Genomic DNA, 21,550 nt, shown 5'->3' with positions numbered 1-21,550 from the left:
TCCTTCCGTTTTCAAAACCTCGGAGGCAAGCTGGTCCCGAGTAATTTTAGCTCGATACAGATTGTTTTTACCTATTCTACTGATCCCCCTCAGATTGTTCAAAATACCCTTTTTCCTGGACTATGTATTGGTAACGCTGGGGTAAACCCTTGCGCATAAAAGTTACATCGATCACCTGACCGCTGCTCAGAGCTTCCCATAATTGATTTTGTCCACTATGGACCCAGGTGTCATTGACGCGCAGGACTACATCACCTTCTTCAAAGCCAAGAGCGGTAAAAAACTCATTACCACCGATATCTTCCAGCTTTAACAGGTTTTGTCCATCCACAACATGCTCGGCGGAAACAAACTTCTCTTCCAGTTCAGCGCGAGACTGCAACTGCTGCTGGAGCCATTCGCGCCCCAAGGGAACTACTGCCGAAGGTTCGATCAGCTTGCTGGTGGAACCCTCCAATTGTTCGATACTGCGCATTGTCGCATCATCCCGCTCTATATCACCGGTTAGCAGAACCTGCATATAGGTTCCATCTTCGCCCTTTAGACTTAATCTCTCACGACCACTTGGGGTACCTAAAATGACATATTGGCGTTCAATAGATAACAACTCCACACCTGCCAGGAGCATGTCACCAATTGAAAAGGCTTGTGGGGGGTTAGTGCGAACAGCAATCAAGGCCGTCGAATTATCCTGATCTGATGAAATACTGGTACCTGTGAGAATGAGAGGCAGTAGCGTCTCGCTGAGTCCGGCCGAAGCAGTTCGAAAAGACGCTGCCTCAGGGTGTGGGTCTGCTGCGGAAAATCCCAGCCGTTCTGACTCCCGCTCGATCCACATGGCATAGTGCTCGTAAGGCATTGGCCCCTTTACATAGAGGCCGTTTACAAATACTACGGGAACACTGCGCAAACCCATTTCCTGTGCTAAAGCAATATCTTTGGCTATAGCCGTCTGCAGATCTTTGCGCTCTAAACATCCCTTGAATGATTCCGGGGAAATTCCGATCTGGGAAGCCAATTGTTCAATTGGTTTATCCGCCATTTCTTTAGCACGAGCGTAAATTCCATCAGTGTATAGCCATGCCAAGTCCCTTGTATCTGCGCAACGGACCGCCAGCGCGGCAGCTTTGGCCTGGCGGTGATAGTCCATCGGGAAATCGAAGGGTACTACGGCAATCCAGCCTGCATAGTCATTGAGCAGTTTGCGTAGTACAAGATTCAAGCGCGCACAGTGAACAGACTGATAAGAACAGAATACTGCCATTTTGATGGGTGCATTGGGGTTTCCCCGTAGGCTCCTCCCACTCAAATCGAGCTTCAACCGAGGTGGTTCAGGGTAGGGTAGCAGCCACTCTACAACTGCCTTATCAGTTCCAGGAGGTCTGGCCTGAATATGATCTTCAACAATCGCTGTTAAGGTATTGAAGCGCAATTGATATTCTGCCAAATAGAGATCGTGGCGTTTAAGGATAATTTTTTTGTCAACTTCAGACAATGTGATATTGACATTATCGATCTTGGCGACCACTTCAACTTCATTGGGCTCTGAATCACTGAACTTACTGTCTTCTCTTTCACATGCAATACAAATAAATAAAAATAAGATCAATACAAGACTTATGAAATAGGCTTTTAACGAGGATAACAAACTTCTCATGGATAGTGCTCCTATCCTTATAGCGTTTTTATAACGCTATCATATAAAGGGTTTAGATAGGATTAAATGTTTTTGTAAAATTTTATTAAATTTTTTAATGTACTATATGGATTTTAGAGATTTTGCAAACAATAAAAGCAAATAGGTCTGTAAAAATTTGTGTCTTATATACGAAAGCGAAATATAATTTATGTGACTTTTCAAACTATTAATTACTAGGCCAGTCTACAAATTGGATAGAGAAATCGGAGTTACTCCCATAGGATACGCGATTTACGATTTGAGACAGATCTACGCGGGGGAATGGTAAGTTTCTGGGCATTCCCTCAGCAAATTTTTACGCTGACAGTTTTTTCGCCTGAAACTTATTGGTTGCTCAGAAGTGCAAGTGAATCAACCGGCTGTTGAAGAAATAGCTTGCAACACTTCTTGTTCCAAGCAGAGGTGTTCGGGTTGCAAATCAAGCGTGCAACTGCTTGATTTGTGGTGACGATTTTGCGGGCATGTGCCGCAATTCCGGATTGAGAGTGACCAGGAAAGGTTTGTGCGACAAGCAGCTAAAGCGACAGGCGGCGTAGGGCAGGGTCCTCTGCAGCGCGGCACCAGGCCTGCTCAAACCTCTCGCTGAGCTTGCGCACCCGGAGTGGTTCATCCAGCGAGAGAAATCCCAGCCACTGGTCTAAATCCTCTCTCACCAACGCGTGCCGGTCATCGGCGATGGCGAATTCCCATTCGGGTACTTCCACAGCGGCCTGAATCCTGCGGATTTTAATATGGGTGCCGAGTTTATGTGTAAGGGCGAGGACCCGGTGAAACCGCTGTGCCACAGCTTGGCTGTCACATACCAGGATTCTCACCCGGCTGTCGCGGCTTCTGCGGGCAAAGCCCGATAGCAGTTGCTCAATTCGGGGATCGTGGTACAGCGGCCGCGTCAGTTCGTGGGAAAATATGCTGAGATGTCGCCTGGCACGTTGCAGGAGTGTGCCCACGGCTAGTCGGAAACCTTGCAGGTCCTGCAGTTTTTGTGCGGTGATCCGTCCGCTGTCAGACAAATCTACGCACCATTTTGATGTGGGCTATGCCCGCCTCGAAAAACTGCTCTCCCACTGGTTCAAAACCACATTTACGATAGAAAGCTTCGGCGTGGCATTGGGCGTGCAGGTAGACCTGGTCAAGTCCCCGCGTCTGCGCATGATGGCAGATGCTCTCCAGCAGTTGGCGCCCCAGGCCCAGCCCGCGTTTTTCTCGCAGAATAGCCATGCGTCCAATCTTGCCAGTGGTTGTAATACGCCCGGTGCCCACTACTGAACCATCACAGTTAAGCAGAAAGTGCTGCGCGGTGGCCTCCTGGTCATCCCATTCAATATGTGCCGGAACCTTTTGTTCGCGGACAAACACCTGATCGCGCAGGGCGCGAATTTTACTCTGGTCCTTATGCCAGTCTGCCGGACTAACCTTGGCTGACACTTCAGAAATCCTCTGGTGGATAGATGAGGGTCCCCTGGGACACCAGTTGGTCGATGAGGCCGTCAGTATCGGCGAGCTGGGGCCAGGCTTCAATATCTTTTCGGGTCAGGCTTCGGGACTCGCACAGGCGCTCGGCAAAAGCGATGGGTGCGGGCAGCGCCTCTCCGTCGATAAACAGTGTTTCCGGCTGGCGACAAAAGGCACAGCGCGAGGCGGGATTTAGAACCAGCTCAGTACCTGACGGCAGTTGTTGGCGCCAGTCCTCTGCTTCGCCGGCATCCAGCGCCACGACATCCGGATACTTGGGTTCGGTCATGACGGCTCCCAGCCACTGGGCGATGGGATCTTCCTGTTGCAGCCACTGGCCCAGTTGGTTGCGCAGACGCGCCACCGCGGCCGGATCGATTTCAGCCGGGCTGGCAGCCACTTGCAGGCCGGGGTCGGCGTAGCGCAACTGGTCGGGCAGGGAGCGGGCCACTTCTGCGGCCAGATCCTCAAGAATGGTAGCTGCGGAGGGTGCTCTGAATCCGATCGAAATGGTGGTACAGGCACCGTCGGCAATACCCCAGTGGCTGAATTGCGGCGGCAGATAGAGCATGTCACCGGGTTCCAGCAGCCAGCTGTTTTGTGCCTCGAAGTCCCGCAGTACATGCAGCGGCGTACCTTCCAGGCGCGGACTCTGGGGGTCCACTTTGGGCCCCTGGTGCCACAGGCGTCTGCCTTCGGCCTGCAGGAGAAAGACGTCGTAATAGTCAAAATGCGGGCCGACACTGCCCTGGTCCGCGGCGTAGCTGACCATCACATCGTCCAGACGCCAGTCCGGGAGGAAGCGGAAATACCCCTTGAGCCGCGCTATTTCCGACAGCCACTGATCTGCGGCCTGTACCAGCAGCGTCCAGTGGCTCTTGGGCAGTGTGAGGAAATCCTCCTCCCGAAAGGGCCCGTTGCGCAGCTGCCAGGGGCCATCGCCGCCCTGTTCCAGCACCAGGCGGGATTCAACTGTGTCCTCCAGCGCCATGCCGGCCAGTTCCTCCCCGGAGATGGGGGATTCGAACCCGGGGAAGGCGTTGCGTACCAGTAGTGGCTTTTGCTGCCAGTAATCCCGCAGGAATTCCGCTACTGGCATTGTGCCCAGGTGGGTGAGGGGGGGTGAAATAGTCACGGTCAGGGCCTAAATTTTGCGGGTTTGCTCCACAGCATTTCCAACATAACCTGAAGGAGTCAACGCCTGCAGCGACCGCTTCGCTTCGGCGGGTATATCCAGCCCGTCGATAAAAGTCTTCAGGGTCTCGCGGTTGATGCCCTGGCCCCGTGTCAGCGCCTTGAGTTTTTCGTAGGGTTCCTCGATTCCGTAGCGGCGCATGACGGTTTGAACCGGCTCGGCCAATACTTCCCATGCAGCGTCCAGGTCTTCCGCCAGCCGCTCTCGATTGATCTCCAGTTTGCCGATTCCCTTCAGCGTTGCCCCATAGGCAATGACGGCATAGCCGGCACCGACACCCATATTGCGCAGCGCGGTGGAATCGGTGAGATCTCTCTGCCAGCGGGAGACCGGCAGCTTGGTGGCGAGATGCTGCAACACGGCATTGGCAAGCCCGAGGTTGCCCTCTGAGTTTTCGAAGTCGATGGGGTTGACCTTGTGTGGCATAGTGGAGGAGCCCACCTCGCCGGCAACAATTTTCTGCTTGAAGTAACCGAGGGAAATATAACCCCAGATATCGCGGTCAAAGTCGATCAGAATGGTATTGAAGCGCGCTATGGCATCAAACAGTTCCGCTATATAGTCGTGCGGTTCTATCTGCGTAGTGTAGGGGTTCCAGGTCAATCCCAGAGAGGTGACAAACTCTTCCGCGTTTCTTTCCCAGTCAATATTTGGGTAAGCGCTCAGGTGTGCGTTGTAGTTGCCTACCGCGCCGTTGATCTTGCCCAGTAACTCGACACGCTGTACCTGCCGGATCTGGCGGCGCAGCCGCGCTACCACATTGGCAAATTCTTTCCCGACAGTGGTGGGGCTCGCTGTCTGGCCGTGGGTGCGCGAAAGCATGGGTACATCGGCGAATTTTTTCGCCAGCGCGGCAATTTCCGTCTCGATTTTCTGCATTGCCGGCAGCAGCACCTGATCGCGACCGGCTCGCAGCATCAGTGCGTGGGAAAGGTTGTTGATGTCTTCGGAAGTGCAGGCAAAGTGCACAAACTCACTGACCTCCGCCAGCTGTGGCAGCGCAGCTATTTTTTCCTTGATGAAGTATTCCACCGCTTTGACATCGTGATTGGTGGTGCCTTCGATTTCCTTGATGCGCTCGGCATCCTGTGGGCCGAAATTGACGACGAGATCGTTCAGCAGGCGCTCAGAAGCCTGGTCGAATGCCGGCACCTCGGCGATGTCCGGGTGCCGCGAGAGCTGCTGCAGCCAGCGCACCTCGACTTCCACCCGCGCGCGGATCAGCCCATACTCGCTGAAAATATCACGCAGCGGGGCTGTTTTACTCGCGTAACGCCCGTCAATAGGGGATACAGCGGTGAGTGCGGACAAGTCAACTGTCATGTTTTTGCTCCAATTTAGTCACTGGACAACCCAGCCGTTTATCCCTGACATCCGGATTGGCGTTTTTGAATTCCGGCGCCATTAAGCGAAATTACTAGCAGGTTGTTGAAAAAGGCATCCTGCCTGTTTCAAAACACGAAAAGCGAAAAATGTGATTTTCACTTTTCTCCCAAAATCAACGACTTAGGCGTCGTTGATTTTGCCGGAACATCCATATTCCGGTACCAGGCGTCGAAATTCTGCGAATTTCAACAGCCTGCTAGTTTTCAGGTGGCAGCATCCAGTTGGCCGATCAATTGCTCTGTTGCCGCGAGCAGCTTCTTGCGCTGAAACAACAGGTGCAGCCGACGACCACCGAGCTGCCGCCACAGGGTGGCGGCTCGCACACCCGCAAACAGCATGGTGCGAATCTGATTGGCGATACGCTGTTGCTGCAAAAAATTAAAGTCTCCGAGAACCTGGATGCGGAAACGGAAAGTACTCAGGGTATCGCTGTAAATACCGGCCAGGTTAGAGATTACGTTTTCGTGCGTGGGACTGAAGTGCTCTGCCTGCTCCCTGGCCTTTTCGAGTCGGCTGCCGATAATAGACAGGAGATCCGGCTTCTTTTGCAATTGACGCTGCAAGTACAGGATCGACAGCGCATAACGCAGCGAGTCGGTGTACTCCGGGTGTCGCCGGGATTGCAGCAATTCGCGCGAGACCCGTAGCCCCGGCAGCAGTTGCGCGGCCCCGTTGAAAACATCTTCTGTTCTATCCGGGTTTTGCTGGAAAAGACTGTATACACCGGTTTCCAGCTCATCCTGGGGAGCGCTGCCGGTCTTCGCAAGTCGTTCCACCAGCACCGCTGCCTGGAAAATACCGGCCAGCGCCAGTGCCTGTTCCCGCCAATTGCTCAAAGTCGCTCCTTACTCAACTATTTACCTGGTAGTCCAATCAATGGTCCCTCATTGATTGGACTGTCGCCCTTGAAAACCTGCGCAATTACGCGGAATCGCTTGTTTTCAATGGCTTGCCCCGGCCTCCGTCCGGCGGTGGCACCTCCATGTGCCGCATTGACCCGGTAATCCAATCAATCATCCCTCATCGATTGGATTGTCGCCCTTGAAAACCTGCGCACTTACGCGGAATCACTGTCGAAATTGTCCGGCAATGCGCTTCCCGTGCCCCTGGGTCTTTCGATAACCGCCCCTCCCAGGCAGGTTTCGCCCCGGTAGAGCACCAGCGACTGGCCCGGCGTGACGGCGCGCTGTGGCCGGTCGAAAGTCACAGACAGGCTTTTGTCCGGCATTACCCGTACAGTGCAGTCCTGGTCCGGCTGTCGATAGCGGGTTTTCCCCTGCGCGCGAAACTCTTCCGCCGGCGCCGGACCACTGATCCAATGGGCGGGCGCGGTTTCCAGCCCGGTGGCATAGAGCAGTGGGTGATGGGCGCCCTGAGCCACCAACAGCACATTGCGCTGCAGGTCTTTGCCCACCACATACCAGGGCGAATCCCCAGTGCCTTTGACGCCGCCAATACCCAGCCCCTGGCGCTGGCCTATGGTGTGGTACATAAGGCCGCTGTGTTGTCCCATCACTTTGCCGTCTGGCGTTTCCATATCACCCGGTTGAGCGGGCAGGTAGCGCTCCAGAAAATCCTTGAAGCGGCGCTCTCCAATAAAGCAGATCCCAGTGCTGTCCTTCTTGTCGTGGGTAACGAAACCCCGCTCTTCCGCAAGCCGGCGCACCTCGGGTTTTTCCAGCTCGCCCAGCGGAAACAGGGAGCGGGCAAACTCTGCTTCGCCCACCGCGTGCAGGAAGTAGCTCTGGTCCTTGTTACTGTCCAGCCCCTTGAGCAGATAGGTATGGCCGCCGCTATCCCTGCGCCGCGCATAGTGACCGGTGGCGATGGCATCGGCACCCAGTACCTCGGCGTACTCCAGAAAAGCTTTGAACTTGATTTCGCGATTGCACAGAATATCCGGGTTGGGCGTTCGCCCGGCCCGATATTCGGCGAGAAAATACTCGAATACATGATCCCAGTATTCGGCCGCGAAGTTCGCTGTGTGCAGCTTGATGCCAAGTTTGGCGCAGACAGCCTGCGCATCCGCCAGGTCCGCCTTGGCGGTACAGTATTCACTGCCGTCATCCTCATCCCAGTTCTTCATGAACAGCCCCTCAACCCGATAGCCCTGCTGCATAAGCAACAGAGCGGCGACGGAAGAGTCCACGCCGCCGGACATGCCGACGATGACGCGCTGGCTAGACACTGTAGAGTTGGACATAAATTGAACAGATGCCTGACTGTAAAAAGGGCGCAATTCTACCTGTGAACGGGCTTTCTGGCCACGGGCGGCCGCTTGCGGCCAGGGTGGACTTCCACCATCGTGAAATCCCCCGGTTGCAGTGTGCCCAGCCGCCAGTTTCCAATCGCGACCCTGATCAGTCTCAGGGTGGGGAAGCCGACCGCCGCTGTCATCCGCCGTACCTGTCGATTACGGCCCTCGCGAATGGTGAGTTCCAGCCAGGAGGTGGGCACCGACAGGCGCTTGCGCACCGGTGGATGGCGCGGCCATACGCCGGCGGCGGCGAGTCTTTTGGCTCTGGCCGGCCGGGTCAAGCCACTCTTTAACGGGACGCCGTTGCGCAGTATGTCGAGGGCCTGGGGTGATATTTCCCCCTCCACCTGCACCCAGTAGGTTTTTGGCAGCTTTTTACCCGGGTGACTGATTTGATGCTGCAGCTGGCCGTCGTCGGTCAACAGCAGCAACCCCTCCGAGTCAAAGTCGAGCCTGCCCGCGGGATAGACGCCGGTGCGTTGAATATAGTCCGACAGAGTGGGGCGCCCCTCGGCGTCGGTAAATTGGCTCAAAACACCATATGGCTTATTGAGCAGGATGATCTGGCTCATGCCCGGGTCCAAATCGGGTATTGTAATACAACTACAAAAATGGGCCGATGCTGGTATAATCCCGCCGATTTTTTATCCGCCCGGTGCAGAGGGGCGGACGGGAAGCGATACCCGATCTAAAACAGTCACGGAACCTTTGGGAGTTTAAGCAATATGGGTCATATCCAAGTGCCGGCAGACGGCGACAAAATTACAGTCAATTCCGACGGTTCACTGCAGGTGCCAAATCGCCCCATCATCCCCTTTATTGAGGGCGACGGTATCGGTGTGGATATTACCCCAGTCATGCGCAAAGTCATCGATTCTGCGGTCCAGAAGGCCTACGGAAACGACAAGGGCATCGCCTGGATGGAGGTCTTTTGTGGCGAAAAGGCGGCTGAAACCTACGCCGGTGACTGGTTTCCAGCGGAGACACTGGAGGCCATCAAGGACTATGTGGTGAGCATCAAAGGTCCATTGACGACCCCGGTTGGTGGAGGCTTTCGGTCCCTGAACGTGGCTCTGCGCCAGGAGCTCGATCTCTATGTCTGCCAGCGCCCGGTCCGCTGGTTCCAGGGGGTACCTTCGCCGGTCAAGGAGCCGAACAAGGTGGATATGGTGATCTTCCGCGAGAACTCCGAGGATATCTATGCCGGCATCGAGTGGAAGGCCGACAGCGAAGAGGCGAAAAAGGTCATCAAGTTCCTGCAGGAGGAGATGGGCGTACAGAAGATTCGCTTCCCGGAACACTGTGGCATCGGCGTAAAGCCGGTATCGGAAGAGGGTACCAAGCGCCTGGTCCGCAAAGCCATCCAGTACGCCGTTGACCAGGACCGGGACTCCGTGACCCTGGTACACAAAGGCAACATCATGAAGTTCACCGAGGGCGCCTTTGCCGACTGGGGTTACGAGCTGGCCCGAGATGAATTTGGCGCGCTACCGCTGGACGGCGGCCCCTGGCTGACATTCAAAAACCCCAAGACAGGTAAGGAAATTGTAATCAAGGACGTCATTGCGGATGCCATGCTTCAGCAGATCCTGCTGCGCCCGGCTGAGTATGATGTGATCGCCACCCTGAACCTGAACGGTGACTATTTGTCCGACGCGCTGGCGGCGCAGGTCGGGGGCATCGGCATAGCACCCGGCGCCAACCTCTCCGATGAAGTCGCCCTGTTCGAAGCCACCCACGGCACTGCGCCCAAGTACGCCGGTCAGGACAAGGTCAACCCCGGCTCTCTGATTCTCTCGGCCGAAATGATGCTGCGTCACCTGGGTTGGAACCAGGCAGCTGATCTGGTCATCAAGGGTATGGAGGGCGCCATTGAGGCCAAGACGGTCACTTATGATTTTGAACGCCTGATGGATGGTGCCGTGTTGAAATCCTGCTCGGAATTCGGCGACGAAGTCATTAAGCACATGGGCTGAGACAAACCACCGGTCACAAAAAACTGCATTAGCCCCGCGCCTGTTGGCGCCGGGGCTAGTTCAAAAGTTTTGCGATAAACCAGCCGGGCATAGGGAAAATTATTTTGCCGCAGCCGAAGCTGGTGCTCACAGGGGCTCAGCTGGGTTCGGGGCTGGGCTCTTTCTCTTGCACCGGCTCGCTTTCAGCCGGCTCGGCAGTCGCTGCCGCAGGTGTGTTAACACTGATGTTGGCGGCGTGTAAGCCTTTATCGCCCTTGATGATGTCAAAAGTGACCTGCTGTCCCGCCTTCAGCGTACGGTAACCTTCCATTTGAATTGCGGAATAGTGCGCGAATAAATCCTCTCCCCCCTCGTCCGCAAGAATAAACCCGTATCCCTTGGCGTTGTTGAACCACTTGACGGTACCGGTAGGCATGGCGAAATCCTTCTAAATTGCCTTGGCGACCCCCTGGCCGCTTAATAAAGTTTTTATTTTTATCGGTGCCTTTCTGCACCCATACCGCAGTCCTGCTTGCGATATGATCCGAGAAATCGCGGACAGCTCCTCTTGTAGCCAACTGCCCTGCGAATGTCAAGGACTGTCGCTGTGCACTGTTTCGGCGCAAAATTAAGGTTACAATGTGGATTCGCCGCTAAGAAGGCTGACAGAGACAATTAATACTGCCCAATTCTCCACCGGATCTGACCTCTCGAACACTATGGGAATATTGACGGCCATTGAACTAAACTCCCACGATCCCGACACTGACAGCCCCGATCTGGACGATTTTGTGGGCGATGTGGCGCTGGAGGAGGCGGCCCCGCAGCTGAAGCCTCCACCTATGTACAAGGTCGTCATGCTCAATGACGATTACACGCCAATGGGCTTTGTGGTGGAGACCCTGGAGAGGTTTTTTGCGGTGGACCGGGAGAGGGCCACACAGCTGATGCTGCAGGTCCATACCCAGGGAAAAGCGGTCTGCGGTGTCTATACTCGGGATATAGCGGAGACAAAAGCCGCACAAGTCAATCAATTCGCCCGCGAGCACCAGCATCCCCTGCTGTGCGAGATTGAAGCCGACGACAGCGGCGATGATTGACGCGAGGGCCCCGTCGCCCGAACGGAATCGGGCACACTCAAGAAACCTATCAGACATAGAGGTGCGCGGAGTGTATTTGGCGGGTCAATTTGTCGTTTGGGGTTGAGGTTTCAATGCTCAGCAAGGATTTGGAAGTAACGCTCAATCTGGCCTTTAAGGGTGCCCGGGCGAAGCGTCATGAATTCATGACCGTCGAGCACCTGTTGCTGGCGTTACTGGATAATGAGTCAGCCGCCGATGTGCTGCATGCATGCGGCGCTGATCTCAGCGCTTTGCGCAGGGAGCTTCTGGAGTTTGTCGACTCGACCACGCCTTTGATTCCCGAGACCGATACGGACCGGGAAACCCAACCCACCCTGGGGTTTCAGCGGGTGCTGCAGCGGGCGGTGTTTCACGTGCAGTCGTCGGGCAAGAAGGAGGTGACCGGAGCCAATGTACTGGTGGCCATCTTTTGCGAGCAGGAAAGCCAGGCGATCTATTACCTGAAACAGCAGAGTGTGGCCCGTATTGATGTGGTGAACTATATCACCCACGGTATCTCGAGGTCGCGGGTCGGCTCCAGTGGAAACAACAGCCCGACATCCGATCACGGGGCGGAACAGGTTGACGAGGATTTGTCCTCAGCGGCGGAGCCGGGCGGTTCCGATCCACTGGAAAGCTACGCCACCAACCTGAACCAGGAGGCGGTCCTGGGACGTATCGACCCCCTGGTCGGGCGCGGCCCGGAAGTGGAGCGGGTCACTCAGGTATTGGCCCGTCGGCGCAAAAACAATCCACTTTTGGTAGGCGAGTCCGGAGTCGGCAAGACAGCGATTGCCGAGGGACTGGCGCGCCGCATCGTAGACGAAAATGTCCCTGGCCCGCTTCTGGATGCAACCATCTACTCACTTGATTTGGGCTCACTGCTGGCGGGCACCAAGTACCGCGGGGATTTCGAGAAGCGCTTTAAGGCGCTCCTGGCTGAACTCAGGAAGCGCGACCATGCAGTGCTGTTTATCGATGAGATTCACACCATCATCGGCGCCGGCGCCGCATCCGGTGGTGTGATGGATGCTTCCAACCTGCTCAAGCCGCTCCTGTCCAGCGGCCAGCTGAGGTGTATTGGCTCCACCACCTTTGCCGAATATCGGGGCATTTTCGAAAAGGACCGCGCGCTGTCGCGCCGCTTTCAGAAGATCGACGTCAACGAACCCTCGGTGGAAGAGACGGTACTGATACTGCAGGGGCTGAAAACCTGCTTCGAGGACCACCACAAGGTGCAATTCACCGACGGTGCCCTGGAGGCCGCCGCCAAGCTTTCCAGTCGCCATATCACCGAGAGATTCCTCCCGGACAAGGCCATCGATGTGATCGACGAGGCGGGCGCCTACCAGGCGCTGTTGCCGCCGGAAGAGCGCAAAGAGGAAATCGGTATTGGCGAGATCGAGGAGATCATCGCCAAGATGGCCCGCATTCCCGCCAAGACGGTGTCCGCATCGGACAAGGAACGCCTGGCCAAACTGGATGACAACCTGCGCATGGTGGTGTTTGGACAGGACCGGGCGATCGCCGAACTGTCCACCGCCATCAAGCTCAACCGGGCGGGTCTGGGGGCCGAGGAGAAGCCCATAGGTTCGTTCCTGTTTGCCGGACCCACCGGAGTGGGCAAAACAGAGCTTTGCCGCCAGCTGGCCAGGGTGATGGGTATCGAGCTGATCCGTTTCGACATGTCGGAATATATGGAGCGGCACACTGTCTCCCGCCTGATCGGTGCCCCTCCCGGGTATGTCGGCTTTGACCAGGGCGGGCTGCTGACCGATGCGGTCACCAAGCACCCCCACAGTGTGGTATTGCTGGACGAAATTGAAAAGGCGCACCCGGAGGTGTTTAACCTTCTGCTGCAGGTGATGGACCACGGTACCCTGACGGACAACAACGGCCGCAAGGCCGACTTCCGCAACGTCATTCTGATAATGACTACCAATGCCGGCGCCGAGCTGTTGAGCCGCCGTTCAATCGGTTTTACCCGCCAGGATCACTCCAGCGATGGCATGGAGGAAATCAAGAAATTGTTTACACCGGAATTCCGCAACCGGCTGGACAATATCATTCAGTTCGCCGCGCTGGATTTAGACGTGGTCAAGACAGTGGTGGACAAGTTTATCGTCGAGCTTCAGGCCCAATTGGATGAGTCGAAGGTGACGCTGGCAGTCAGCAGTGAGGCCCGCGAATGGTTGGCGGTCAATGGTTATGACGAGAAAATGGGCGCCAGGCCCATGGCCCGCCTGATTCGCGACAAGCTGCGCAAGCCCCTGGCCGAGGCGGTACTGTTCGGCGAACTGGCGGAAGAGGGTGGCCGGGTCGAGGTCGCCATTGAGGACGATGAACTGGCATTGAAAACCGCTGTTCCCGCCTGAGCGGGGCCTACTGAGCAAAAAAGGCCACCTTGCGGTGGCCTTTTTCGTCTGCGTCGTGCAGACCCGGGTCAGCGGGCGCGGTAGGTGATCCGGCCTTTGCTGAGATCGTAGGGGGTCAGCTCTACCTTGACCTTGTCACCGGTGAGGATTCGAATATAGTTTTTGCGCATTTTTCCGGAAATATGCGCGATTACCACATGACCGTTCTCCAGTTTGACACGGAAAGTGGTGTTGGGAAGGGTGTCGATCACTTCGCCTTCCATTTCGATATAATCGTCTTTTGCCATGCGGCAACAACCTTTAACTTGTGTTCTGACTTTAAGCCCGGTGCCCGCAGCCGGGGCCGCGGTGCGACGGGCGTGCATTTTGCACGAAAAGGCACGCCAGCGCAAAATTTCCGCGATTAGACCCCGGATTCAGTCCCCCTCAGACAACCGGGACCAGTGGTTGCCGCGCAACATTTCCACCGGCCTGAACTGCCTCTTGTAGGCCATTTTGTCGCACTGTTCGATCCAGTAGCCGAGGTAGAGGCTGTCCAGCCCCAGTTGGCGCGCCCACTGTATCTGATAGAGGATGCAGTAGTTGCCCAGTCCGCGCTGGCGCTCTTCCGGGTCAAAAAAAGTATAGATGGCCGACATTCCGGCGATCAGCAGATCCGTAACCGCTGTGGCGACTAGTCGCCCCTGGGCACGAAATTCGACGTAACAGGTAGAATCCCAGGCCGGGATAAGAAAATCCCGCAACTGCTGACGGCTGGGTGGATACATCTCACCGTCCGCGTGGCGGTTCTCGATATAACGCGCGTAGAGTTCGTAGTGTTCGTCGGTGTCGATGGACTGGACCTGCAAAGCCTCCAGGTCCGAATTACGGCGCCAGCAGCGCCGCTGCCCGCGGTTTGGGCGGAAGAGATTCACCGGGATACGGGTGGGCACGCAAGCCCTGCAGTCGGCGCACTGGGGGCGGTACAGATAGCTGCCGCTGCGCCGAAACCCCAGTTCCGACAGGCGACTGTAGAGCCTGCGGTCCACCGGGGTCTGCGGATCGATAAACACAGTGGTGGCCTCCCGGTCGGGCAGGTAGCCACAGGGGTGGGGCAGGGTGGCCAGCAGGCGCACGGAATCCAGCCGGGATAACTTACTCATAGCGCCACACGGATCTCCACGGCTGCTGGAAGGGCGGCATCGACAGGCCCTCCCGCAGCAGGTGTTCGAACTCCTTGCGGGGAATCTCCTTCGCTCCGAGACTCAGGAGGTGCGGATTGCTAACCTGACAGTCTATGAGCGAGCAGCCCCACAATTCTAATTCGCGCACCAGGTGGACAAAAGCGACTTTGGACGCATTTGGTATCCGGTGAAACATGGATTCGCCGAAAAATACCCTTCCGAAGGCCAAACCGTAGAGTCCGCCCACCAATTCGTCGCCCCGCCAGACCTCCAGCGAGTGCGCGTGGCCCAGGCGGTGCATCTCCTCGTAGGCGAGCAGCATTGCCCCGGTAATCCAGGTACCGTCACTGCCGGATCTGGGGGCGCTGCAGGCGCGGATGACCCGTCCGAATGCCCGGTCAAAGGTCACCGATAACCGCTGCTGTCGCAGTAGCTTGCGCAGGGTACGGCCTATACGGAATTCCTGGGGAAAGACCACGCAGCGGGGTGAGGGACTCCACCAGAGGATCGGTTGTCCCTCCTCGTACCAGGGGAAAATTCCTCGTCGGTATGCCGCTTCCAGCCAGGCGGGAGTCAATCTTCCACCAATGGCCAGCAGGCCATTGGGATCGCTGAGGGCGTGCCGGCCAGGCGGAAACCCAATCTGTGTTGGGTCCAGCAGGGCCGGTATGGGGTTGTTATCCCTGCTCAAAGACGATGCCGGCAGCGGCTAGAGGCTGCCGACCTCCCCGAGGTTACGGCTGTGCGTCCAGGAAGCGCTCGGCATCCAGTGCCGCCATACAGCCGCTGCCAGCCGAGGTCACCGCCTGGCGATAGATATGGTCGGAGACGTCGCCGGCGGCGAAGACCCCGGGGATGGAGGTCTGGGTCGCGTTGCCATCGAGACCGCTCTGCACCAGGATGTAGCCGCCGTTCATTTCCAGCTGGCCGGCAAAGATATCGGTGTTGGGCTTGTGGCCTATGGCGATAAAGACACCGGAGACATCCAGTTCCCTGGTGGAATCGTCCAGCGCGCTGCGCAGCCGTATGCCGGTCACGCCATTGTCATCGCCCAGCACCTCGTCCAGGGTTTGGTGCCAGCAGACATTGATATTGCCGTTTTCGACTTTGTCCATCAGGCGGTCCTGCAGGATTTTCTCCGCGCGCAATTCGTCGCGACGGTGGACCAGTGTCACTTCGCTGGCGATATTGGAGAGATACAGCGCTTCCTCGACCGCCGTGTTGCCCCCACCCACTACGGCGACTTTTTGTTCGCGATAGAAAAAGCCGTCGCAGGTGGCACAGGCGCTGACGCCTCGCCCCTGGAATGCCTGTTCGGAAGGCAGTCCCAGGTACTGTGCGGAGGCGCCGGTGGCAATGATCAGCGCGTCGCAGGTATAGGTGTCGTTGCCCCGCAGGGTAAAGGGGCGCTGCTGAAGGTCCACGGATTCGATGTGGTCAAAAACAATCTCCGTATCGAAACGTTCCGCATGCTGCTGCATCTGGACCATCAGGTCCGGCCCCTGGAGGTCGGCCACACCGCCGGGCCAGTTTTCCACCTCGGTGGTGGTGGTCAGCTGTCCACCCTGTTGCATTCCGGTGATCACCACCGGTTTCAAGTTAGCGCGAGCGGCATAAATAGCTGCCGTATATCCGGCGGGGCCGGAACCGAGAATGATCAGACGATGGTGGTTGTTACTCATGAATTGCTCTTCAAATCAGCCTCTAAAAAAGTGTATTCGCTTTAGTGCGCTCGATTGTCCCTGGACAGTATTTGATCAGCGGGGACTATCAACATGGCGCACATAATAGGCGAAGGACAGGGGCCAGCGAAATAGTCTCACTTTATTTGTGCCATTAGCGGTGCCTATCCCTTACAACCGCCCCCAGCCTTTGATCTGCTACTGGTTATAGAAAAGATGAGATAACTGAGTTAACTCATTGATTTATATAAAATAGCTGAGTAAACAGAGTCTTTCCGCAATGCCTGGCAGCGACCCTGGGGAGCGGTTGCTGTACAGCTGTGCATAGGGGTTACAGTGTAGGCGAAAAATTGCTCTTAACTAATTGATTTCAAAAGGGTAGATTGACTCTAAAGTAATCTCTTAAAAGCCCGTTGGTGGCAATTCACCCGGGTCTGTAGTACACAGTCCGCTGGCGCAGGCCCCGAACCGCGGCGCCCTGCCGATCCCTGCAAAAAAAGACAGATAGAGGTAAGCCATTGAAGGCCAAAAGCGCGATCAATGATGTTGAAGCCGACAGCGAAGCCCTCCCGGAATCCCTGATAGCGCGCCTGATCCGGGAGGGGGCCCTGATCGCTCTGCTGGCGGGCACCCTGCTGCTGGGTATCAGCCTGCTCAGCTATGATGCCGCAGACCCGGGCTGGTCCCACACCGGAGAGGGTGGCGAGATACGCAATGCCATAGGCCCGGCTGGTGCCTGGCTGGCGGATGTCGGCCTGTCCCTGCTGGGCTGGATGGCCTATCTGTTCCCCCTGTTTATCGGCCTGCGCGCCTACCGGATTCTGCGCGATCGCAATGCGCGCTTTCACGGTGCACTCTTCTCACTCCGGGTTTCGGGCCTGTTGGTACTGCTGATCACCGGCGCCGGACTGGCTTCCCTGTGTTTTGAACAGAGTACACCCCCACTGCCATTCTCCAACGGCGGCATCGTCGGCGCTGCCGTTGCCGGCAATACTGAGGCCGGCCTCGGCTATGTGGGTGCAACCATATTGCTGCTGGCGCTGTTCGCTATCGGCATCACCGTTTTTACCGGGTTTTCATGGCTTAAACTGTGCGAGGCCATAGGGCGCAATGTGCTTGGCTTCAGCGCCTGGATAACCGCCCGACTGCGCCTGGCCCACCAGCGGCGCGCGGAGCGGCGGGCCGCGCAGCAGGCGGTAATGGTGCGTAAAGCCGCTGTTGAGGAAGAGAAGCAGCGCTCCGCCAAGCGACTGCCGCCGGCGATAGAGGCTGCTCCCCCCAAGCCCAAACTCAGCCAGCGCTCCGCCAAGGAAAAGCAGGGCGAACTCTTCACCGGTCCGGTTACCGGAACTCTGCCGCCGCTGTCACTGCTGGACCCGGCGGACCGGAACAAAAAAGAGGGCTTCTCGCGGGATTCCCTGGAAGCGTTGTCGCGCTTACTGGAACTCAAACTCAAGGATTTCGGTGTTATCGCCGAAGTGGTTTCAGTACTTCCCGGCCCGGTGGTGACACGCTTCGAGATCCAGCCCGCACCCGGCGTCAAAGTGAGCCGTATCACCAATCTGGCCAAGGACCTGGCGCGGTCCCTGGCAGTGATCAGCGTGCGCGTAGTGGAAGTGATCCCGGGGAAATCGGTGGTGGGTATCGAGATACCCAACGAGATAAGGCATATGGTGCGCCTTTCCGAAGTCCTGTCGGCGGATGTGTACGACAGTGCCAAATCACCCCTGACACTTGCCCTGGGCCACGATATCGCCGGGCAGCCGGTAGTGGCCGATCTGGCCAAGATGCCCCATCTGCTGGTGGCGGGGACCACCGGTGCGGGTAAGTCGGTGGGCATCAATGTGATGCTGCTGAGCCTGTTGTTCAAGTCCACACCGGAACAGGTGCGCCTGATCCTGGTGGATCCAAAAATGCTCGAACTGTCGGTCTACGAGGGGGTTCCACACCTGCTGACGCCGGTCATCACGGACATGAACGATGCCGCCAACGGCCTGCGCTGGTGTGTCGGCGAGATGGAGCGCCGCTACAAACTGATGGCGGCAATGGGTGTCCGCAACCTGGCCGGATTCAACCGCAAGGTTAAGGAGGCCGCCGAGCAGGGCACGCCACTAACGGACCCCACCTGGCAGCCGGATCCCCTGTCCAGTGTGCCTGAGTCCGATCAGACTGCCCCCGAACTCAAGCCACTTCCCTCCATAGTGGTGGTGATCGACGAATTTGCCGATATGATGATGATCGTCGGTAAAAAGGTGGAGCAGCTGATCGCCCGTATCGCCCAGAAGGCCAGAGCCGCTGGCATTCACCTGCTGCTGGCGACCCAGCGGCCCTCCGTGGATGTGATTACCGGCCTGATCAAAGCCAATGTGCCCACGCGAATCGCCTTCCAGGTTTCCTCCAAAGTGGATTCGCGCACCATCCTCGACCAGGGAGGTGCCGAGCAGTTGTTGGGACACGGCGACATGCTCTACCTTCCGCCGGGCAGCGGTGTACCGATTCGGGTACACGGGGCCTTCGTCGATGACCACGAGGTGCACAAGGTAGTGGCGGACTGGGGCCGGCGCGGACAACCCGACTACATTGATGGAATTGTCGATGACACCAACAACAGTATCCCGGTTCCCGGTCTGCAGACTGAGGCCGGGGAGGGGAGTGATCCGGAAAGCGATGCCCTCTACGACGAGGCAGTGGCTTTCGTCACCAAGTCGCGCAAAGCATCCATCTCCTCCGTGCAACGCCAATTGCGTATCGGCTACAATCGCGCCGCACGCATCATCGATGCAATGGAGGCGGCCGGCGTGGTGTCGGAAGCCGGGCACAACGGCAACCGCGAAGTACTGGCACCGCCGCCGGTGTAATTCAGCCACTGTTCAAGAGGCACCGGCTAGGCTTTATGGAAACCCCTGCAGTGGAAGACCCTTATGAAACTGATTTTGCGCAGCTTTTTCGCACTATGCCTCGTCTCTACGGCGTCGGCCTGGGCGGATCCCGCCGAGGATCTCAGCCGCCTGTTGCAACCGCTGGCCTCCCTCAGCGGAAAATTCCAACAGACGATGCTGGACGAACGGGGTGAAGTGCTGCAGAAGAGCAGTGGCAGCTTCTCAGTTCAGCGCCCCGGTAAACTGCGCTGGGAAACCGGTGAGCCCTTTGCCCAGCTTCTAGTCACCAACAACAAGAAGCTGTGGCTCTATGATCCCGACCTGGAGCAGGTGACTATCCGCCCGGTGGACAACCGTCTCAAGGAGACCCCGGCACTGCTGCTGGGTGGAGAGGTGGGCGAGATTCGCGGGTCTTTCGAGGTATCCAGGAAAAAGGGGGGCTATCAGCTGGTGCCAAAGCGCGCTTCCGCACCCTTCAAAACCATGGAAATCCGCTTTGGTAAAAACGGTATGCCCTCCAAGATGACCGTTCGCGACGGCATGGGGCAAACCACCCGGATCAGTTTCAGCGGCATGACCGCCAACCCCAGCCTGTCCTCTTCGATGTTTAATTTCAAACCGCCGGCGGGTACCGACGTTATCAAAGATGAATGACCTGTTTCAGCCCCCCGGCGGACACCAGCCGCTGGCCGCGCGCATGCGGCCCGACACCCTGGCCGGAACTGTGGGCCAGGCCCACTTGTTGGGACCGGGCAAACCCCTGCGGGAGGCGGTGGAACGCGGACAGCTGCACTCGATGGTGCTGTGGGGGCCTCCGGGTGTGGGCAAGACCACATTTGCGCGGCTGCTGGCCCAGGAGTGCGATGCCCGCTTCAGTACCCTTTCCGCGGTGCTGGCGGGAGTAAAGGATATTCGCCAGGCCGTCGCCGAGGCCGAGCAGTACCGGGCCCAGTACAACCGTGGCACCATCCTGTTCGTAGACGAAGTGCACCGCTTTAACAAAGCCCAGCAGGATGCGTTTCTGCCCTACGTGGAGGAAGGTGTAGTCACCTTTGTCGGCGCCACCACGGAAAACCCTGCATTTGAGCTCAACAACGCCCTGCTGTCCCGCTGCCGCGTCTACCTGATGCGCAGCCTCAGTACCGCCGACCTGCGGACCCTGCTGGCCCGGGCGCTGGAAACTGACGGGGAATTGTTGCGGCGGAATATCTCCATCAGCGCGGAGCTTGTGCAGCAAATTGCCGACGCCGCCGATGGCGATGCCCGCCGCGCCCTGAACCTGCTGGAAATTGCCTGCGACCTGGCCCCGGAAACCGATGGTGGCCAGATAATCGACGAAACCGTGTTGGAGGAGGTCCTGAGTGCCGATATCAGGCGTTTCGACAAGGGTGGCGACTACTTTTACGATCAAATTTCAGCTCTGCATAAATCGGTGCGGGGCTCGGATCCGGACGCCGCCCTATACTGGTTCGTCCGTATGGTAGATGGCGGCTGCGACCCTTTGTATATAGCGCGGCGGCTGGTGCGGATGGCTTCCGAGGACATTGGCAATGCGGACCCACGCGCGCTGACCCTCTCTCTGAACGCCTGGGATGTGCAGGAGCGTCTGGGCAGCCCGGAAGGGGAACTGGCCATCGCCCAGGCAGTGGCCTACCTGGCGGTGGCGGCCAAGAGCAATGCGGTTTACAGCGCCTACAAACAGGTGTCGGCGGATGTGCGGCAGGAACCCAGCTACGAAGTGCCGATCCACCTGCGTAATGCGCCCACCAAGCTGGCCAAAAGCATGGCCCATGGCGCGGAATACCGCTATGCCCACGATGAGCCGGACGCCTTTGCCGCGGGGGAAAATTATTTTCCGGAAAAAATTGCCGGACGCCGCTATTACGAGCCGGTGCCGCGCGGCCTGGAACTCAGGATTGCCGACAAACTGGCGGATTTGCGCCGCCGCAATCTGGAAAGTGAACAACAGCGTTATCGCGATGACGAGCGAGGATAATCCATGCAGTGGCTGGCAATTGCCTTAGGTGGCGCCGTGGGAGCACTGATCCGGCACCTGGTTAGTCTCTGGGCCTACCCGGTATTTGAGGGCCGCTTTCCCCTGGGCACCCTTATCGTCAATATCACCGGCGCATTCCTGATCGGGATCGTCTACGTATTGATCGTTGAGCGGGGGCTGTTCGGACACGAGTGGCGCCTGCTGCTGATGACCGGACTGTTCGGTGCTCTGACCACCTTCTCTACCTTCTCGCTGGAAACCCTGCTGTTGTGGCACAATGGCGCCCCGCTCACGGCGCTGGCCTATGTCGCGATCAGTTTGGCAGCGTGCCTCAGCGCCACCGCCGCGGCCGTAGCCCTGACCACAAAATACTTTTGACGCAGTAAGAAT

General features: G+C 57.4%; 20 protein-coding genes. 7 read left to right on the top strand and 13 right to left on the bottom strand.

Translation table 11 applies throughout. From position 1 onward, the window contains the following. Window positions 1–76: 76 nt before the first annotated feature. The 8 genes from ABVT36_RS12835 to ABVT36_RS12800 form a co-directional block, all read right to left on the bottom strand. Window positions 77–1,657 carry a thioredoxin domain-containing protein gene (locus tag ABVT36_RS12835; RefSeq protein WP_368456922.1) on the bottom strand — a complete coding sequence of 527 codons (1,581 nt, stop codon included), beginning with the start codon at window positions 1,655–1,657 and terminating at the stop codon, window positions 77–79. 557 nt (window positions 1,658–2,214) lie between these two features. After that, the gene (locus tag ABVT36_RS12830) at window positions 2,215–2,709 is read right to left on the bottom strand and encodes a hypothetical protein (protein WP_368456921.1); all 495 of its coding nucleotides are present in this window, start codon (window positions 2,707–2,709) and stop codon (window positions 2,215–2,217) included. After that, window positions 2,702–3,124 (bottom strand): GNAT family N-acetyltransferase, encoded by a 423-nt coding sequence (locus tag ABVT36_RS12825; RefSeq protein ID WP_368456920.1) that lies wholly within the window; start codon window positions 3,122–3,124, stop codon window positions 2,702–2,704. Before ABVT36_RS12825 ends, ABVT36_RS12830 begins: the two co-directional genes overlap by 8 nt. Before the next feature lies 1 nt (window position 3,125). Beyond that, entirely contained in the window at window positions 3,126–4,286 is a 1,161-nt protein-coding gene (locus ABVT36_RS12820) for a cupin domain-containing protein (RefSeq protein ID WP_368456919.1), read from the bottom strand. A gap of 9 nt (window positions 4,287–4,295) precedes the next feature. Next, complete coding sequence (gene purB / locus ABVT36_RS12815) at window positions 4,296–5,669, bottom strand: adenylosuccinate lyase (protein WP_368456918.1); 1,374 nt, start codon at window positions 5,667–5,669, stop codon at window positions 4,296–4,298. A gap of 266 nt (window positions 5,670–5,935) precedes the next feature. Next, complete coding sequence (hflD, locus tag ABVT36_RS12810) at window positions 5,936–6,568, bottom strand: high frequency lysogenization protein HflD (RefSeq protein WP_368456917.1); 633 nt, start codon at window positions 6,566–6,568, stop codon at window positions 5,936–5,938. A 221-nt stretch (window positions 6,569–6,789) separates the two neighbouring features. Then, window positions 6,790–7,935 (bottom strand): tRNA 2-thiouridine(34) synthase MnmA, encoded by a 1,146-nt coding sequence (gene mnmA, locus ABVT36_RS12805; protein WP_368456916.1) that lies wholly within the window; start codon window positions 7,933–7,935, stop codon window positions 6,790–6,792. Window positions 7,936–7,973: 38 nt separating this feature from the next. Next, window positions 7,974–8,561, bottom strand: coding sequence for a pseudouridine synthase (locus ABVT36_RS12800; protein ID WP_368456915.1), 588 nt, complete (start codon window positions 8,559–8,561; stop codon window positions 7,974–7,976). Between the two features lie 153 nt (window positions 8,562–8,714). On the opposite strand from ABVT36_RS12800, the gene icd reads away from it, so the two are divergent. Then, window positions 8,715–9,965: an NADP-dependent isocitrate dehydrogenase gene (gene icd, locus ABVT36_RS12795; RefSeq protein WP_368456914.1), complete on the top strand. Its 1,251-nt coding sequence runs from the start codon at window positions 8,715–8,717 to the stop codon at window positions 9,963–9,965. A gap of 136 nt (window positions 9,966–10,101) precedes the next feature. On the opposite strand, the gene cspD is transcribed toward icd, so the two are convergent. Continuing rightward, window positions 10,102–10,380, bottom strand: coding sequence for a cold shock domain-containing protein CspD (cspD, locus tag ABVT36_RS12790; RefSeq protein WP_367150311.1), 279 nt, complete (start codon window positions 10,378–10,380; stop codon window positions 10,102–10,104). 283 nt (window positions 10,381–10,663) lie between these two features. Here cspD and clpS point away from each other — a divergent pair, with 283 nt between their 5' ends. Continuing rightward, entirely contained in the window at window positions 10,664–11,044 is a 381-nt protein-coding gene (gene clpS, locus ABVT36_RS12785; protein ID WP_367150312.1) for an ATP-dependent Clp protease adapter ClpS, read from the top strand. Between the two features lie 113 nt (window positions 11,045–11,157). Continuing rightward, window positions 11,158–13,440: an ATP-dependent Clp protease ATP-binding subunit ClpA gene (clpA, locus tag ABVT36_RS12780; protein ID WP_368456913.1), complete on the top strand. Its 2,283-nt coding sequence runs from the start codon at window positions 11,158–11,160 to the stop codon at window positions 13,438–13,440. Between the two features lie 68 nt (window positions 13,441–13,508). Here clpA and infA read toward each other — a convergent pair whose 3' ends face one another. From infA to trxB, 4 genes are all read right to left on the bottom strand, one after another. Continuing rightward, entirely contained in the window at window positions 13,509–13,727 is a 219-nt protein-coding gene (infA, locus tag ABVT36_RS12775; RefSeq protein ID WP_010130378.1) for a translation initiation factor IF-1, read from the bottom strand. Between the two features lie 129 nt (window positions 13,728–13,856). Next, window positions 13,857–14,582 carry an arginyltransferase gene (locus ABVT36_RS12770; RefSeq protein ID WP_368456912.1) on the bottom strand — a complete coding sequence of 242 codons (726 nt, stop codon included), beginning with the start codon at window positions 14,580–14,582 and terminating at the stop codon, window positions 13,857–13,859. Beyond that, the gene (gene aat / locus ABVT36_RS12765; RefSeq protein WP_368456911.1) at window positions 14,575–15,294 is read right to left on the bottom strand and encodes a leucyl/phenylalanyl-tRNA--protein transferase; all 720 of its coding nucleotides are present in this window, start codon (window positions 15,292–15,294) and stop codon (window positions 14,575–14,577) included. The genes ABVT36_RS12770 and aat overlap by 8 nt, the downstream gene beginning before the upstream one ends. 43 nt (window positions 15,295–15,337) lie before the next feature. After that, window positions 15,338–16,285 carry a thioredoxin-disulfide reductase gene (gene trxB, locus ABVT36_RS12760; RefSeq protein WP_368456910.1) on the bottom strand — a complete coding sequence of 316 codons (948 nt, stop codon included), beginning with the start codon at window positions 16,283–16,285 and terminating at the stop codon, window positions 15,338–15,340. Window positions 16,286–16,803: 518 nt separating this feature from the next. On the opposite strand from trxB, the gene ABVT36_RS12755 reads away from it, so the two are divergent. The 4 genes from ABVT36_RS12755 to crcB all read left to right on the top strand — a co-directional run bounded on the left by ABVT36_RS12755 (window position 16,804) and on the right by crcB (window position 21,538). Further along, entirely contained in the window at window positions 16,804–19,143 is a 2,340-nt protein-coding gene (locus ABVT36_RS12755) for a DNA translocase FtsK (RefSeq protein ID WP_368456909.1), read from the top strand. A gap of 63 nt (window positions 19,144–19,206) precedes the next feature. Next, on the top strand, window positions 19,207–19,818 hold the full coding sequence (lolA, locus tag ABVT36_RS12750; RefSeq protein WP_367150319.1) for an outer membrane lipoprotein chaperone LolA: 612 nt from the start codon (window positions 19,207–19,209) through the stop codon (window positions 19,816–19,818). Beyond that, window positions 19,811–21,160, top strand: a complete 1,350-nt coding sequence (locus ABVT36_RS12745; RefSeq protein ID WP_367150321.1) for a replication-associated recombination protein A — start codon at window positions 19,811–19,813, stop codon at window positions 21,158–21,160. The genes lolA and ABVT36_RS12745 overlap by 8 nt, the downstream gene beginning before the upstream one ends. A 3-nt stretch (window positions 21,161–21,163) precedes the next feature. Then, window positions 21,164–21,538 carry a fluoride efflux transporter CrcB gene (crcB, locus tag ABVT36_RS12740; RefSeq protein ID WP_367150322.1) on the top strand — a complete coding sequence of 125 codons (375 nt, stop codon included), beginning with the start codon at window positions 21,164–21,166 and terminating at the stop codon, window positions 21,536–21,538. The last annotated feature ends 12 nt before the right edge of the window (window positions 21,539–21,550 follow it).

This window comes from Microbulbifer sp. TYP-18 (assembly GCF_040932045.1).
Classification (GTDB): Bacteria; Pseudomonadota; Gammaproteobacteria; order Pseudomonadales; family Cellvibrionaceae; genus Microbulbifer.
Note: the sequence above shows the minus strand (reverse complement) of the source record. Positions and strands in the feature narration are given on the sequence as shown.